This is a genomic window from Methylobacterium sp. CCH7-A2, assembly GCF_001557075.1.
In the GTDB taxonomy this organism is placed as follows: domain Bacteria; phylum Pseudomonadota; class Alphaproteobacteria; order Rhizobiales; family Beijerinckiaceae; genus Allobosea; species Allobosea massiliensis.
Genome location: NZ_LSKN01000063.1, coordinates 1 through 15,062 on the forward strand (window position 1 = coordinate 1; position 15,062 = coordinate 15,062).

The window sequence follows — 15,062 nt, forward strand, 5'->3', positions numbered from 1 at the left end:
GCGGTCCTCCTGTCTGCCAAAAGACATACTTCAGGGTGGACCAATTCAACGGGGGGGGATCAATGGCGCCGGAAGCCCCGAGGGCGGGCACGACCGAGTCGGGGTTGGCCAGGGCATGGGCGAGCCCCGCGGCCACGCCGCAGAAGAGATAGAACAGCGCGAACCGCGCCGGCCCGAGCCGGTCCTCCACGGCCGGGCCGACGATCCAGAGCGTCCACATGTTGAGGATGACGTGAAGCCAGCCCCCATGAAGGAAGATGTTGGTCAGAAACGGCGCCCAGTCGGACGGCGCGATCAGGCGGAGCTGACCGAAGAAGCGCGACGGAACCAGCGCGAAGTCGAACAGGAACCGGTCGAGCACGCGCGGCGGCAGGCCTACCTGATAGAGGAACGCGAGGCCGCTGATCCCGACGACCGTCCAGACGACGATCGGCGGGTATCTGCGCGCGACGGGGGCAGCCCAGGGGAACATGCCACGCCCTCCGCGCTCCTGCGCCCGCCCGTCGTCACGGTTTTTTCCCTGCGACTGTCACACCCGTCCAGGCCGGGGGATCCGAAGCCGGGAAGGATTCGAGCGAGGCTTCGAGGACCGGATCGAACGTCTCGCGGTCGCTGGCGGACAGGTCGGTCGCGCCTTCCTGCGCGACAGCGCGCGAGACGCGGAGATCGGCGCTGCCGCGATCGGTGCGGAACGGGATGCGGAAGGCGCCCGGGGCATCGGCGCCCCTGTACAGCCGATGGTGCGCTTCTCCCGTCCATCGGTTCGCCATCCGTGACGGCGCGGCTTCCTCGCGCACGACGTATCGCCAGTCCTGCCGCTCAGCGAAGTCCACAGCGCTGTCACGATCGGGGAACTTCAGCCGGATCGGGCGATAGGGATCGTCGCTTGCAGTCCATCCCATCAGCGGCTCGATCTGCGGCGGACGCGACGGCTCGAATTCGAGAACCCAGTAGTTGGGCCGAGGCGCCGATGTCATCGCGGAACGGGCCGGACGGTAGATGATCGCCGTCGGCATGTCCCAGGTTGGCAGATCGGTTCCGGGAATTTTCGGCGGAAACGGTGGGCGGTTATGGCCGCGCATTTTCACGATCCTTATGTGGTCTGTGCTTGTCTCTACGCTGCGTATGATCCCTGTCCCGCAAGAAGATCGGCGTCGGTCCGCTGCCGAAGGGATTGAAGCCGGCCCCCAGGCAACGCTCGAAGATCGTTTCGTCCCATCGGGTGAAATCGTCCTCCTCGCCGGCAAGTCGCCCGTCATCCACCACAGGGCACCTCACGCCTTTGCCGATGGGGGAGCGTCATCGAAGGCCGCACCGTCCGAACGATCCGCCTTGCGAAGCCGTAGCCCGAGGAGGATCATCATCACCCCGAAGACCGCGGCGTAGAAGCCGATCAGCCAGCCGAGCGCGAGGAAGCTTTCGACCGGGCGCGTCAGCAGCATCCAGGTCACGACGACACCGAGAACGACCGAGAGAAGGCCGCTCAGGATCAGCCAGATTTCGCCGTTGATTTCCTTTCGCAGGCGGATCGCTGCCGCGATCTCGAGGGCACCCGAGAACACGGACCAGAATGCGATGCTGGCCCAGAGGAATGTCGCAAGCACAAGCGTCGCGACAAAAGGCGAGACAACCACGACGACGCCCGTGGCGATGCCCAGAATGCCGCTGAACATCAGCCAGCCCCAGCGTTTGCCCTTGCGGATGTTACGTATCGCGGCGACGAGGCCGAACACGCCGTCGGCAAAGGCGAACGCGCCGAAGACCAGCGTGAGCGCCAGAAGCGCTTCCGCAGGCATGACGAAGGCTAGCACTGCGATGATCAATGCGAGCACGCCGCGTAACACGAATGCCCACCAATTCCGGGACAGGCTGCACAGCATGTCCTGCATCTTATCAGTCGGGTTTTCAGAGGCTATGGTCATTGGTCGATCTCCTATTCAGTTCCATGTCAGGTGTCGGAGCCGGCCTCCTCGCCGGTTAGGGCGGCGGCCACGCGGCGGCGATCCTCGATCGGCTGAGGCAGACGCCGCGTATGAGCGATTTCCCGTTCGATGGGCGCGCGGCCTGATGGATCTCTGACCAACCCGGCTTCGGCAAGCCTCGCGCGTAGTGTCGCGCCCGCATTTTCTGCGATCTCGGCGACCACTGTCTCGGTCAGGCCGAAAAGGTCTGCCGTCTCCGCGATCGTAGCGTTGTCGAGGTGGAGCCGATAGAGAACGCGGCGTTCGACCGACGGAAGATCGGCGATTGCCCGGTGCAGCACCATGGCGATCTTATGCCGATCCGCTTGGCTCTCGGGGTCTGTGCCGCCGTCGTCGGCGAGGAGGTCCTCCAGCATCAGCACTTCGTCGGGCTGGTAGAACTCGAACATCGCCTGATCCGCCTCGGTCGGATCCTCCGCCGGGGCCTCGGGTTCCGCCTCGATGGAGGCGGCATCCTCAGGCACGGCGCGGCGGGCGGCGCGGGATTCTTCCTCGATGGTCTCAAAAGCCAGCCGTTTCAGCCAGTCGCCGACGGAAAACTCCGAAGGCCGATCCTCGAAGCGGGCCAGCCCCTTGAGGATCGTCGCATCGACGAGACCGCGAACGCTCAGATATCCCTCCGGTACCGATCCGCTGCATTCGAGATAGGTCAACTCGCGCCTGACGGTGTCATAGATCGTATCGAGATGATCCTCGATCAGGTCAAAGAAGAGCTGGCGCCGGTCCGCTTCCGCCGCATCCCGCGCGGGCGGCAGCGGGGCGCCGATCCGGCGCCGGCGGGCGGGACGCTTGTATTCAGGCTCGTGCTTGAGGCGCGCCACATGCCGATCGACCTGGTGGCGCAGGTCGGCAAAGGCCTTGCGCAGGACAGGCTCGATCTCGAATCCCTCTTCCCGCGCCGCGATCACGCCCGACGGCAGTTGCAGGCGCAGGCTGACTTTGATGCGCTTCTTGCCCCTCGTCTGCGAGGCAACGACTTCGAGCCGGACCAGATCCTCGCGAAAGCGCGCAAGGTGCGGTTCAAGTTGCCGCACCTCTTCCTCGATGACCTCAGGCGCGCGCTGTTGGCCGTGCCGGTCGAGATTGCGGAATGATCTAATGACGTTCATGCCGTGGACCTTCCTATAACTCTCCGAAGAGATGGTCCGGCGCGACCGATATCGCGCCGGGCCAGTCTTTTGCGCTGTCACTCGGCGGACTTGTCGTCCTTGGACTGCACCTCATCCCCAACGCTGGGCTTCGGAACGTCCGTCTTGTTTTCGGCAACTTCGCTGGGCTCCTCGATCCCGGCCTTGGCCTGATCGTCCGGGCTGTCGTCACCGGTGTCCTTTACAATCTTTTCGAACACGACCCTCTGTTCGTCTTCCGACCAGGCGACGCGGACCTTGTCACCATCCTCGATCCGCCCGGAGAGCATCTCGCGGGCCAACTCGGTCTCCAACTCCGACCGGATCAGCCGGCGCAGCTCGCGGGCGCCGAATTCGGGGCGGAAGCCGACCGCGCCGAAGTGATCCACGACGCTCACGTCGAATTCGAGTTCGACGCCCTGGGTAAGGGCGGTCCGCTTCACCCGGTTGAGCTGCAACTCGACGATCTGGCGGATCTCCGACTGATTCAGCGAATGAAAGACGATGATCTCGTCGATCCGGTTGATGAACTCTGGCCGGAAATGACCGCGCAACACCTCCATCAGTTCGGATTTCTGCTTGGCCTCGTCGAACTCCCTGCTGCCGCGTTTCGTGAGGTTGCGCTGGATGATGTCCGAACCGAGGTTCGAGGTGGCGATGATGATGGTGTTAGTGAAGTCCACCACCCGGCCCTTGCCATCTGTCAGGCGGCCATCGTCGAAAACCTGAAGCAGGATGTTGTAGACATCGGGATGCGCCTTTTCGATCTCGTCGAGGAGCACGACCGAGTAGGGCCGACGGCGCACCTTCTCCGTCAGCTGCCCGCCTTCGTCGTATCCGACGTAGCCCGGAGGTGCGCCAACCAACCGGGCAACCGAGTGGCGCTCGCCATACTCCGACATGTCGATACGGATCAGCGCGTCCTGATCGCCGAAGATTACCTCGGCGAGCGTCTTGGCCAGTTCCGTCTTGCCAACCCCGGTCGGCCCGAGGAACAGGAAGGTCGCGGTCGGACCAGAACCTTCGCGCAGACCCGCACGCGCCAGGCGCACCGCATCGGCCACGGCGCGGATCGCTTCTTCCTGGCCAATGACGCGCTCGTGCAGCTTCTCCTCGAGCTTCAGGAGCTTGTCCTTCTCCTCGGCGGTCAGCTCCGTGACCGGAACACCGGTGATCTTGGAGACGATCTGCGCGACATGATCGGCGCGCACCTCGGCGGTCGCCGAAGCCTGGTCGCGCTTCCAGATCTCCAGAAGCTCGTCAAGCTCCTTCTGCTTCTGCTCGAGTTCCTTCTTCAGTTCCGCTGCTCGGTCGAATTGCTTGCGGGCTGCGGCATAGTCCTGTTCGCGCTTGATCTGCGCGACCTCGGCTTCGAGCTCCTGCACGTCCACGGGCCGCGCAGTGGCCGAGATCTTCACCCGCGCCGCGGCCTGGTCGATCAGGTCGATCGCCTTGTCGGGCATGAAGCGACCGGTGATATAGCGATCCGAAAGCTCCGCGGCGGCGATGATCGCCTCGTCGGTGATCGTCACCTTGTGGTGGCTTTCGAGCGTGTCGCGCAGCCCGCGCAGAATCATGATCGTCTGTGCGACCGTGGGCTCGTCCACATAAACCGGCTGGAACCGTCGCTCGAGCGCCGCGTCCTTCTCGATGTATTTCTGGTACTCGTTGAGCGTCGTCGCGCCGATCAGGTTCAGCTCGCCCCGCGCCAGCGCCGGCTTGAAGGTGTTGGCGATGTCGAGACCACCTTCGCCACCGCCCTGGCCGGCGCCGACGATGGTGTGCATCTCGTCGATGAACAGGATCAGGCTGTCCTTCTCCTCGGTGATCTCCTTGAGGATCTTCTGGACTCGCTCCTCGAACTCGCCGCGATACTTCGACCCGGCCACCATCGAGTTGATGTTGAGCTCGACCAGCCGCTTGTCGCGCAGCGCCTCGGGCACTTCGCCCGCGACGATCCGTTGTGCAAGTCCCTCGACGATGGCGGTCTTGCCCACGCCGGGCTCGCCGATCAGCACCGGGTTGTTCTTTTTCCGGCGGGCCAGCACTTCGATCGTCGTCTCGATCTCGCGGGCGCGGCCGATGACGGGATCGAGCTTGCCATCGCGGGCGAGCTTCGTCAGGTCTCGGCTGAACTGGTCGAGATCGGGGGTGTTCGACGGAGTCTCGACGCGGCCTTCCTCGGCTCCCTTGCCGACCACCTTCGTCACCTGCTGGCGAAGCGCCTGCGGCGTCAACCCCAGCTTGCGCAGCATCGCCGCCGCGAGGCCTTCGCCCTCTTCGGCGAGCCCGATCAGCAGATGTTCCGGCCCGACATAGGAATGGCCAAGCTCGTTCGAGGCGATGAAGGCCCGGTTCAGCGCGTCCTTGAGACGCGGGCTAACACCGATTTCGCCTTCCGTCTTGGCGTCTCCACGCTTCGCTTCCTTCTCGATCTGGCGCCGCAGATCGTCCACATCGACCTTGAACTGTTCCAGGATCGTCTTGACGACGTCAGACGAGGTCAATGCCAGAAGCAGATGTTCGGTATCGACCTCGCTGCGCCCGAATTCCCCGGCCTTCTGTGCTGCATCCTGCAGGAGCTTGTTGCCCTGTTCGCTCAGCCGGTCGGCGATGGTGCGTCCGCCGCCGCGCCGCGATCCACGCCGCGGCGCGCCCTCGCCGACAGTGGCGTCGACGACAGCGTCATCGCCATCACCCATAGAGCCGAGCGTGCCGCCTCGCAGCGGACTGTCACCAAAGAGGCTGCCGAAACCGCTCTCGCCGAAGAATTCGTCAAGAAGGGAACGCCGTCCGAACAGGGACTCCAGCGGCGAGGCGCTGCGCCCCGACCGGCGCGCCATTTCGCTGTAATGCTGGTCGCAAAGCTCCATGTTCTGAACCCTGCCGTTCACCGAGGCGCGCACGCGCGCCGTCGCCGGGCGACCACAAATATCGCAAGCTCCGTTTGCCATTCGTCTTCTCCGTTTTCATTATCCAGTCAGGGTTGTCCGCCAATCATCTGCGCCAGTGACAGTGTCACGCAGCGACCGCTTCCGTTCTTTTCACCTTGGAACCAATTGCCACAAGATTGGGCTCGTCCAGTGTCTCTCGTAGCAGGAGATCCTGCGCCGATTGCTCGAGCAGCGCCCGGTTGGCTTCGAGAAGCGAGAGGGTGCGCTTGAACACGCCATCCACGATGTCGCGCACCTTCAGGTCCATCCGCTCGGCAGTGGCCTCGCTGTAGCGGCGGTTCAGCCACGACGACTGGTCGCCGGTGCCGAGAAAGCCTGGCCGATCGGTGTCGTAGCTGACATGCCCGAGGTCTTCGTCCATCCCGTACCGCGCGACCATGGCGCGGGCGATATCGGTAGCCTTGACCAGATCGTCGGCCGCCCCGGTCGAGACATGATTGTAGATGATCTTCTCGGCCGCGCGCCCGCCAAGCAGGACTGCGATCTTGTTCTCCAGCTCCTCCCGCGTCATCATGAAGCGGTCCTCGGTCGGGCGCTGGATAGTGTAGCCGAGCGCGCCAATCCCGCGCGGTATGATCGAGACCTTGTGCACCGGGTCTAACCCCGGCAGAGCCATCGCCACCAGCGCGTGCCCCATCTCGTGGTGCGCTACGATCTCGCGTTCGCGCGGATTGAGAACGCGGTTCTTCTTTTCCAACCCCGCGATGATGCGCTCGACGGCATTGTTGAAATCGTCCATCGTCACCGCCTCGGCCTTCCGCCGTGTGGCGAGCAAGGCGGCTTCGTTCACCAGATTGGCGAGGTCGGCCCCGGAGAAGCCCGGGGTCAGCGCCGCGACCTTTTCAGCATCCACATCGGGGGCGAGCTTCACCTTCTTCATGTACACGCCGAGGATCTGGATGCGCCCCTTCTTGTCGGGCCGGTCCACCAGCACCTGCCGGTCGAAGCGGCCCGCCCGCAGGAGCGCCGGATCGAGGATCTCGGGCCGGTTCGTCGCGGCCAGGAGCACGATGCCGACCGAAGGATCGAAGCCGTCGAGCTCGGTCAGAAGCTGGTTCAGCGTCTGCTCACGCTCATCATGGCCACCGGCGATCTGGCCGGAGGAGCGCGCCCTCCCAAGAGCGTCGAGTTCGTCGATGAAGATGATCGCCGGGGCGGATTTCCGGGCCTGCTCGAACAGGTCGCGCACCCGTGCGGCACCGACGCCCACGAACATCTCGACAAACTCTGATCCCGAGATCGAAAAGAAGGTCACGCCCGCCTCACCCGCCACCGCGCGCGCGAGAAGCGTCTTGCCGGTGCCCGGCGGCCCAACGAGCAATATACCTTTGGGGATATGTGCGCCCAGCTTTCCGTATTCGGCCGGGTTCTTGAGGAACTCCACCACCTCCTCCAGCTCGGCCTTGGCGTCGTCCACGCCGGCCACGTGAGCGAAACTGACGCCGGTTTCCTTTTCCATGTAAACTTTGGCCTTGCTGCGGCCGACCTGCATGAAGCCGCCAAAGCCTTGCCGCTCGGCGAACTTTCGGAATAGGAGCATCCAGACTCCGAAGAAGACGAGCGCGGGCGCCACCCAGGACAGAATCGTGCCGATCAGCGTATTCTGCGGAACCCCGGTGATCTCCACCCCCGAGCGGTCGATCCGCGCCAGGATCGCGGGATTTACGATTGTGGTGATAAACTGTCGCTTGCCGCCAATCGGCTCTTTGAACGTGCCGGTGATCGCGTCTGATCCGACCGCAACCGAGGCGATCTTGCCATCGTTTAGGTAGGTCTCGAACTGGCTGTAGGTGATGGGGGCGACCGACTGCCAGCCGGCGATCAGGTTCTGGATGAGGAGGATCGCAAAGAAGGCGACGATCCAGTACCAGATGTTGTATTCGGTTCTCTTCTCCATGCCGATCAGCCTTGCCTCTGCATCAGCCGCATCCGGATCCGCTCGAGCAGCACAAGCAGGACGCGCCGTTCGTCCGGGGATAAATCCTGCAGGATTTCATCTTCTAACGCCGATTGCCGGGGCGCGAGTTCATCCAGCATCGCCCTAGTCTTTGGGGTTACCGTGACGATCTGCAACCGCCGGTCGCTTTGTGACGGCGACCGCTCGACCCAACCGCCCTTGACCATGCGATCGACGAGCTGGCCCGTAGTGGCTCGGCCTACCTCCAGCCGCCCGGCCAGATCGCCGATGGTCAGCCCGGGCGAATCCTCGACGTGTGCCGCCGCCATCCAGGACAGGCGAGTCAGGCCGCTATCGCCGATCTCGTTGTCGATCCGCTGCTGGATGAGCTGCGCGACACGGTGGATCGTCGTCCCGATCAGCCCGATGTCCGAAGCGATCATGGGTATTCTTCCTCCGGCTGCATGACAAACAGGTTAGACTGCCCTCTATCCAAGGTGCAACGCACGCAGCATATATGCTTGCACAATAAATGGAACGGCTTATCTTGATGGGCGGTCTCCGAACCGACGTCCGGCCGGCCAGGTTGCCCGACCGGACGTCGGTTCGGGCATCGATCAGCTACAGGAGGCCAGCAATGCTCTATCCGTCATATCTGCGCCGCAGCGATCCTTTTGCGCTGATGCGCTCCATGATGCGCGATCTGGACCGCGGTTTCTGGCCGCCGTCCCGCGCAGCGTTCCCGGCGGTGAATGTGTGGCAAGGCTCTGAGGCCGTTGCCGTCACCGCTGAACTTGCGGGTATCGAACCGGGCGATATCGAGATTTCGGTCAAAGACCACGTCCTGACGCTGTCTGGCGAACGCAAGGCGCCCGAGGTTCCCGACGGTGCGCGCTGGCACCGCAACGAACGCGGTGGCGCCTGAAAACCAAAGGAGACCATATCATGCAGATTAAAGACCTCATTCCCTGGGCGCGCAAGGACGGCGCGCCAGAATCCAAAAGCAGCGAAGGCAACCCGATCGCGACGCTCCAGCGAGATATGAACCATGTGTTCGAGAGTTTCTGGAACCGGGTCGGTCATTTCGAATGGCCCTTTGGCAGTGGCGAGGCGAAATCCGACGTGGTTGAGACCGACAAGACGATCGAAGTGTCGATCGAGTTGCCTGGCATCGAGATGAAGGACATCGAGGTGACGGTCAACGACGACATGTTGACTGTGAAGGGGGAGAAGAAGATCGAGCGCCAGGAGGAGAAGAAAGGATACTATCTCTCCGAGCGCAGCTACGGCGCGATCTACCGCACAATTCCGCTCCCCCCCGGTGTGGATGGCGAAAAGGCGCAAGCATCCTTCAAGAACGGGGTTCTAACGATCAAGCTACCCCAAACCCCCGAGGCGCAGGCTAAGGTCAAGCGCATCGAGGTCAAGAACGGCTGATTTGCCACATTGGGTGTCGCCGGTTTGCGGCGTCCGCTCAGCTCCGTTTGATATCACGCCGTCTGGTGAGCCCCGGGGAGCCTGTTTCTCCGGGGCGGCTTTCGAGGGGGAATGATGAAAGACCTGAAACGATCCGGGCTAACCCGTGAACAATGGTCGGCGATGACGCTCTACGAGAAGTTCGAACAGGTCGTCATTTTCGTCCTCAGCGCCATCATTGCGGTTATCGTCGTGGCGTCGGTTTGGGCGCTGATGCGCGAGGTCGTGAACCGGTTGGTCTTGGGAGCGTTCGATACGCTCGATTACGCCACCTTCCAGGTGGTGTTCGGAATGATCTTCACCGTGGTGATCGCGCTCGAGTTCAAGCGCTCCCTTCTTGTTGCGACCGAACGCAGCTTCGGGATCCTCCAAGTCCGCACGATCGTGCTGATCGCGCTCCTCGCCATCGCGCGCAAATTCATCATCCTGGACCTCGGCGAGACGGAGCCGGCAAAGATTGCCGCACTCGCGGGCGCGGCTCTTGCACTGGGCGCTGTCCACTGGCTGGTGCGCGATCAGGACCGGCGCGAACAGCTCCCTACTGAAAATGCGGATGGCGGTCAATGAACCGAACCTTTTTCATTCGACTTATTTCGGCAACCTCTGCCGCACTCCTTATCATAATTGTGTGGCAGAGCTTTCCTATCATTCAGAGCGTTGTGCTGGGTCGGTTTGCCGAACCGCGCGCCGTCGCTCCGCGCGGCGACTTGGCGGCGTTCGAACAAAGCACCATCACGGTTTTCAATGCCGCTCGAGACAGTGTCGTCTTCATCACGACGGCCGAGCGTGTAGTGGATCCCTGGACCCGGAACGCCTATGACGTTCCGCGCGGGAACGGTTCAGGATTCGTCTGGGACGAACTCGGTCATGTGGTAACGAACAACCATGTTATCGCTGGTGCAAGCCGGGCAGTCGTCAGGTTGGCTGATGGCCGTGCCTTCGCCGCGCGTCTGGTGGGGCGCGCACCCGAGCACGACCTGGCAGTCCTGCACATCGGTGTTGGTGCGGGTCGACCACCGCCGATCCCCATCGGAGCCAGCAACGATCTACGTGTCGGTCAAAGCGTGTTCGCCATCGGCAATCCGTTCGGCCTCGACTGGACGATGACGACCGGAATTGTCTCGGCCCTTGGCCGCGAATTGCCGGGCGAAAACGGTCTCCCGATACGGGGCCTGATCCAGACGGACGCGGCAATCAACCCCGGAAACTCCGGTGGCCCTCTGATCGACAGCGCGGGGCGTCTGATCGGCGTCAATACGGCCATTTTCAGTCCATCCGGCGGCAGTGCGGGAATCGGCTTTGCGGTTCCCGTCGATACGGTCAACCGGGTGGTGCCACAGCTCATCGCTCGCGGCAGCTATGCACCACCACGACACGGCATCTTATTCGATCCCAGGGTCGACGCGATGCTCGCGCAGGATGGCTCCTCCGGCGTCCCGGTCCTCGGAGTCGATCCTGACGGCCCCGCTGCCCGTGCGGGACTGGTGCCCGCCCGCATTAGCGGCGATGGGCTCATTGTAGTCGGCGACCGGATAATCGGCCTTGGAGCGACTAGAGTTGATGAAGCGGCTGACCTGATCACAGCGCTCGAAGCGCATCGCCCCGGGGATCAGGTTGAATTGCACATCCGGCGCGGCGATCAGCGCAAGAGCCTCAAGATCACACTCGGCGAACCGCGATAGGAGCCGGAAATGCCCGCTGTCTCGACGAGGCATCGATTTATCAATCTCGTCCAATCCGCGCTCTTGCTTGGCCTTATGGCGATGATCGCCTGGGTGTCCATGACAGCGGTCGTCGGCGCGGAGGTCGGGCTGCTGCTTGCCTTCGGAATGGTTGCGGGTCTGATTTTTGTTCCCAATCTGCCGCAAGACTTCTTGCTGTCCGCATATCAGGCGGAGCGCATAACGGGACGTGATGCGCCCGGCCTTGTCGCAGGAATAGCGGAACTTGCGCGACGTGCCGATTTGCCGCGCGCGCCGAAGCTCTATCGCGTATCGAGCCCGTTGCCGAACGCCTTCGCGATGGGCAGTCCGGAAGACAGTACAATCTGCGTCACCGATGGACTGCTTCAACTCCTCGACGGTCGCGAACTCGTCGGCGTCCTGGCTCACGAAGTTGGCCACATCGCGAACCGCGACCTGTGGATCATGGGATTGGCAGATATGATGTCACGGTTGGTTTCCATCGCGAGTTGGCTTGGACAATTCCTGCTGCTCCTCAACCTACCTCTTATTTTCGCGGGCGCGGTCTATGTTCCGTGGCATATCGTGGCGCTTCTCATCTTCGCGCCCACCTTGATGGCGCTCGTGCAGCTCGGCCTGTCGCGCACCCGCGAGTATGACGCAGATCGCGCGGCGGCGGAGCTGACCGGCGACCCGGAGGGTCTCATGAGAGCGCTGAGCAAACTCGAACGCCGTGTCGGAAGGTTCTGGGAAGAAATTTTTCTTCCCGGCCGACGCATTCCCGAGCCGTCTCTCTTGCGGACGCATCCAAGCACAGAAAGCCGGATCGCCAGGCTGCGTGAACTCACCGCCCTGGCAACACCGCAATATCCGACAATCGCGGGCATGTCTTATAAACCACGGCTACCCTCGTTCTTGCCGCCCAAATTCCGTCGACACGGAGTCTATTGGTAGAAATCACCTGTCTTTCGTTGCACTCGGGCAAATCTGCGCATACGAGGAAATGCTCGGAGGTGGGCGGGAGTTGTGGGCGATTCGCCATGGCTTATCAGAGAGTTAGAGGATGAGTCCTTTCCCTCCGCCATTTTTTCCCATGCCACTTCGCTTCGCTCACAGCCCCGACAGGGCGGCCTTCCGATCGGCTGCGCAGTCGGTCACCTGGCATCAGCGCAGGTTGCGGGCGTATCTGCTCTTGTCGGCGCCAGCGGCGCCGTGAATCTGGCGCAGGGGCCAATCCTGAATGGTCTTCGGCACCTCGGCGCCGGGGCGGGGTTTCGCGTACAGGTAGCCTTGGGCGAAATCGCAGCCGGCTTCGCGCAGACGCGTCATCTGCTCGGTGTTCTCGACCCCTTCCGCGGTCACGTGAATGCCCATGGCGTGGCCGAGATTCACGATGGCCGAGACGATCGCGGCGTCGCCGTCGTCGCAGGTGAGGTTCTGAACGAAGCTCTGGTCGATCTTGATGTGGTCGACCGGGAACTGCTTGAGGTGGATCAGCGAGGCGAAGCCCGTCCCGAAATCGTCGAGGGCGATGGAGACGCCGGCCTTGTGCAACTCGCTCAGGATGAAGGACGCCGTCGCCGTGCGACGCGCCAGGAAGACCGTTTCCGTGACCTCGACCTCGAAATGCGCCGGGGGCAGGCTCAAACCCGCCAAAAACGAACTCAGCGCTGGATAAAAACTGGGGGCAACGTCACAGTTTCTATCCAGCGCGGAGTTCGCTCCGGCGGTAGGCTGTGGCCTGTTAACCGGGGTGGAGACGGGATCTGGCGCGGAGCCGTTGGTATAGCGCAGCGGCAGATCCCGTCGTGGGTTGAAGGTGGCGGCGAAGGCAGATAGTGGCTGCCAGTGCCCGGAGTGAGGTCGGGAACCGCCCATTCGACCCGGCTCGTGCGCCCGACATCGGCCGCCTTCCAAACGACACCGGATTGGCTCAGCGCGTTTCCCTCGACATGCCGCGCTACCTTTACACGATGGAAACCGCGCGACACCAATGAAGCGCCGATGCTCGTTCCGATCAGCCCGGTCGCGCCAATGATCGCAATGCGCTCCAAGGTGCTCTCCGCTGCACGGGGAACGGTGATCGGCCTATCGACGCCTGTCTGAATAGGCCCCGGGCTTCGTGCCTGCGTCTGGAAGATTGTCGCGAGAGGGCGGAGCACGGCGCAGCATGAAAAGTGTTGCCATGGCGGCAACCGCGCCGGCGAATACGCCGCCGATGGTTGGCGCCATCAATTTCTTCGACCGGTCGAGGCGTTTCGCGGTCGGCGACCGTTCCAATGAATCTTGCAGGCGATCGATGATCGGCTCGGACGGCGTTCTCGAGATGAGATAACCCGCCAAAACTGCCGCGACGGCGCTCAGAAGGAGGGCTGCGGCGACAGCCAGACTAGCTGCGACTCCGCCCCATCGGAACATCAGGAAAGTGTAGAGCGCGTCCAGCGCGTACCCGGCCGCGAATAGCACGAGAAGGCCGCCGGCTGACCACAGGCCATAGATTACGAGCTCGCGACGAAGCGCTGCCTTGACCGTCTCGGCGAGATGAGCCAGCAACCTGCCCACGACCTATCTCGCTGCCCAGAATCCGACGACCACGCCGATGGCGGCAGCCCACGCCAAGGCGCGCATCGGCTGCGCCCTGACCTCTTCGATGACCAGTCTTTGCAACTCGCTGACCCCCTCGCCCGCTGCCTCGGTCATGCGATCGGTGTCGATGCCCACGGACTTGAGATTGGAAGCGATTTCACTTCCGGCTTCCCGACCCTCGGAGACCATTTCAGCGGCCCGCTTCGTGGCGCGATCAGCGTCGTTCTCACCTACCATAGTACCCTCCTGTTCAAAGGCAATGTCGCAGGTTCCAACGGTCGCTGGCGCGGAAGAGTTCCGCGCCTTTCGCCTTCTGGCTATTGATGATCGGAACCGCTTTCATCATCTCGAGCGGAACCCTCGCCCCTGGGACCGAACTTGTTGTCGGCGGCCTCAGCACCGCGCAGGCCGATGGGTCGAGGCGGCCCCTTGGTGGTATCGCGCAGCGTCTGGCGTTCGGCCTCGGAATTCAGCTCCGCACCGACGAGAATGATCGTCGCGGACAGCCACATCCACATCAGCAGCGCGATGACGGCGCCGAGTGCGCCATAGGTCTTGTTGTAGTCCTCGAAACTGGCGACGTACCAGGAGAACAGCACCGAGCCCAGCAACCAGGCAATGCTCGCGAAAACGGCTCCCGGGCTGACCCACTTCCATTGGGCCTCGTCTCGGCTGGGGCCAAAGCGATAAAGGGCAGCCAGGCCGACCATGAGCAGGACGATGAGAGCGGGCCAGCGGCCGAGCGAGATAAGCCATTCCACCGCATCTCCGAGATAGAGATAATCCAGCACCACTGGAATTGCTGCCACGGCCACGATCGCAATCACCGCGAATACGAGGATCCCGAGGGTGAAGATCAAGGAGGTCAAATTCAGTCGGATGAAGCTGCGCTTTTCGTCCTCGCCGTAAGCGACGTTCAGGGCATCGAAGACGGCCTTTACTCCGGCGTTGGCGCTCCAGGCGGACAGAACCAGCCCGATCACGAAGGCCAGTCCGAGCTTCGTTTCGTTGCCTGTCGAAATGCGGACGATCTGATCCCGAAGGATTTCGATTGCCCCGCTCGGCAGCACGCCTTCAGCTACCGACAACTGCTCGGTAATGGTGCCGGGATCGGCGACCAGACCGTAGAGCGAAACGAACGCGGTGACCGCAGGAAACACTGCCAGAAGTCCGTAGAAGGTGACGCCGGCCGCAACCGCGAGGACACGGTCCTTGTCGACTTCGCCATAGGTCCGCCAGAGGATATCACGCCATCCGCCGGGAGGAATTTCGGTCGGTGCTTCAGCGCTCGAGCCTTCCCCCGACGGTCGTGTCCCATAGCGTGGTGTAGCTGACGGTGGTCACCGGCGATTGCCGGT

General features: G+C 62.9%; 16 protein-coding genes. 5 read left to right on the plus strand and 11 right to left on the minus strand.

Annotated elements, in window-relative coordinates; genetic code table 11:
- The 7 genes from AX750_RS04470 to AX750_RS04500 form a co-directional block, all read right to left on the minus strand.
- A partial coding sequence (locus AX750_RS04470) for a rhomboid family intramembrane serine protease (protein ID WP_156450166.1) occupies window positions 1–472 on the minus strand: 472 nt, incomplete at its 3' end.
- 34 nt (window positions 473–506) lie between these two features.
- The gene (locus tag AX750_RS04475; protein WP_067253560.1) at window positions 507–1,082 is read right to left on the minus strand and encodes an NADH dehydrogenase ubiquinone Fe-S protein 4; all 576 of its coding nucleotides are present in this window, start codon (window positions 1,080–1,082) and stop codon (window positions 507–509) included.
- 192 nt (window positions 1,083–1,274) lie between these two features.
- A complete protein-coding gene (locus tag AX750_RS04480; protein WP_003603279.1) occupies window positions 1,275–1,922 on the minus strand; it encodes an HdeD family acid-resistance protein in 648 nt (215 codons plus the stop codon).
- Between the two features lie 26 nt (window positions 1,923–1,948).
- On the minus strand, window positions 1,949–3,091 hold the full coding sequence (locus AX750_RS04485) for a flagellar biosynthesis protein FliA (RefSeq protein ID WP_067253563.1): 1,143 nt from the start codon (window positions 3,089–3,091) through the stop codon (window positions 1,949–1,951).
- Window positions 3,092–3,168: 77 nt separating this feature from the next.
- Window positions 3,169–6,063: an AAA family ATPase gene (locus tag AX750_RS04490; protein ID WP_067253565.1), complete on the minus strand. Its 2,895-nt coding sequence runs from the start codon at window positions 6,061–6,063 to the stop codon at window positions 3,169–3,171.
- A gap of 64 nt (window positions 6,064–6,127) precedes the next feature.
- Window positions 6,128–7,960: an ATP-dependent zinc metalloprotease FtsH gene (ftsH, locus tag AX750_RS04495; protein WP_067253568.1), complete on the minus strand. Its 1,833-nt coding sequence runs from the start codon at window positions 7,958–7,960 to the stop codon at window positions 6,128–6,130.
- A 5-nt stretch (window positions 7,961–7,965) separates the two neighbouring features.
- On the minus strand, window positions 7,966–8,403 hold the full coding sequence (locus tag AX750_RS04500; RefSeq protein WP_067253571.1) for a MarR family transcriptional regulator: 438 nt from the start codon (window positions 8,401–8,403) through the stop codon (window positions 7,966–7,968).
- Between the two features lie 194 nt (window positions 8,404–8,597).
- Here AX750_RS04500 and AX750_RS04505 point away from each other — a divergent pair, with 194 nt between their 5' ends.
- The 5 genes from AX750_RS04505 (at window position 8,598) to AX750_RS04525 (ending at window position 12,072) form a co-directional block, all read left to right on the plus strand.
- Window positions 8,598–8,885: an Hsp20/alpha crystallin family protein gene (locus AX750_RS04505; RefSeq protein ID WP_067253573.1), complete on the plus strand. Its 288-nt coding sequence runs from the start codon at window positions 8,598–8,600 to the stop codon at window positions 8,883–8,885.
- 20 nt (window positions 8,886–8,905) lie between these two features.
- On the plus strand, window positions 8,906–9,397 hold the full coding sequence (locus AX750_RS04510; RefSeq protein WP_067253576.1) for an Hsp20/alpha crystallin family protein: 492 nt from the start codon (window positions 8,906–8,908) through the stop codon (window positions 9,395–9,397).
- 114 nt (window positions 9,398–9,511) lie between these two features.
- On the plus strand, window positions 9,512–10,003 hold the full coding sequence (locus tag AX750_RS04515; RefSeq protein WP_067253600.1) for a phosphate-starvation-inducible PsiE family protein: 492 nt from the start codon (window positions 9,512–9,514) through the stop codon (window positions 10,001–10,003).
- Window positions 10,000–11,118 carry a trypsin-like peptidase domain-containing protein gene (locus AX750_RS04520; protein ID WP_067253579.1) on the plus strand — a complete coding sequence of 373 codons (1,119 nt, stop codon included), beginning with the start codon at window positions 10,000–10,002 and terminating at the stop codon, window positions 11,116–11,118. The genes AX750_RS04515 and AX750_RS04520 overlap by 4 nt, the downstream gene beginning before the upstream one ends.
- A 9-nt stretch (window positions 11,119–11,127) precedes the next feature.
- Entirely contained in the window at window positions 11,128–12,072 is a 945-nt protein-coding gene (locus AX750_RS04525) for a zinc metalloprotease HtpX (protein WP_067253583.1), read from the plus strand.
- 210 nt (window positions 12,073–12,282) lie between these two features.
- On the opposite strand, the gene AX750_RS04530 is transcribed toward AX750_RS04525, so the two are convergent.
- The 4 genes from AX750_RS04530 to AX750_RS04545 form a co-directional block, all read right to left on the minus strand.
- Entirely contained in the window at window positions 12,283–12,996 is a 714-nt protein-coding gene (locus AX750_RS04530) for an EAL domain-containing protein (protein ID WP_082737544.1), read from the minus strand.
- A gap of 210 nt (window positions 12,997–13,206) precedes the next feature.
- Window positions 13,207–13,680, minus strand: a complete 474-nt coding sequence (locus AX750_RS04535) for a hypothetical protein (protein WP_067253590.1) — start codon at window positions 13,678–13,680, stop codon at window positions 13,207–13,209.
- Between the two features lie 3 nt (window positions 13,681–13,683).
- A complete protein-coding gene (locus tag AX750_RS04540; RefSeq protein WP_067253594.1) occupies window positions 13,684–13,941 on the minus strand; it encodes a hypothetical protein in 258 nt (85 codons plus the stop codon).
- A gap of 80 nt (window positions 13,942–14,021) precedes the next feature.
- Window positions 14,022–14,972: a YihY/virulence factor BrkB family protein gene (locus AX750_RS04545; protein ID WP_082737545.1), complete on the minus strand. Its 951-nt coding sequence runs from the start codon at window positions 14,970–14,972 to the stop codon at window positions 14,022–14,024.
- Window positions 14,973–15,062: the final 90 nt, after the last annotated feature.

Coding starts and splice junctions, on each gene's coding strand:
- AX750_RS04475 (WP_067253560.1), bottom strand. CDS start 1,082: ATGCGCGGCCATAACCGCCCACCGTTTCCGCCGAAAATTCCCGGAACC.
- AX750_RS04480 (WP_003603279.1), bottom strand. CDS start 1,922: ATGACCATAGCCTCTGAAAACCCGACTGATAAGATGCAGGACATGCTG.
- AX750_RS04485 (WP_067253563.1), bottom strand. CDS start 3,091: ATGAACGTCATTAGATCATTCCGCAATCTCGACCGGCACGGCCAACAG.
- AX750_RS04490 (WP_067253565.1), bottom strand. CDS start 6,063: ATGGCAAACGGAGCTTGCGATATTTGTGGTCGCCCGGCGACGGCGCGC.
- ftsH (WP_067253568.1), bottom strand. CDS start 7,960: ATGGAGAAGAGAACCGAATACAACATCTGGTACTGGATCGTCGCCTTC.
- AX750_RS04500 (WP_067253571.1), bottom strand. CDS start 8,403: ATGATCGCTTCGGACATCGGGCTGATCGGGACGACGATCCACCGTGTC.
- AX750_RS04505 (WP_067253573.1), top strand. CDS start 8,598: ATGCTCTATCCGTCATATCTGCGCCGCAGCGATCCTTTTGCGCTGATG.
- AX750_RS04510 (WP_067253576.1), top strand. CDS start 8,906: ATGCAGATTAAAGACCTCATTCCCTGGGCGCGCAAGGACGGCGCGCCA.
- AX750_RS04515 (WP_067253600.1), top strand. CDS start 9,512: ATGAAAGACCTGAAACGATCCGGGCTAACCCGTGAACAATGGTCGGCG.
- AX750_RS04520 (WP_067253579.1), top strand. CDS start 10,000: ATGAACCGAACCTTTTTCATTCGACTTATTTCGGCAACCTCTGCCGCA.
- AX750_RS04525 (WP_067253583.1), top strand. CDS start 11,128: ATGCCCGCTGTCTCGACGAGGCATCGATTTATCAATCTCGTCCAATCC.
- AX750_RS04530 (WP_082737544.1), bottom strand. CDS start 12,996: ATGGGCGGTTCCCGACCTCACTCCGGGCACTGGCAGCCACTATCTGCC.
- AX750_RS04540 (WP_067253594.1), bottom strand. CDS start 13,941: ATGGTAGGTGAGAACGACGCTGATCGCGCCACGAAGCGGGCCGCTGAA.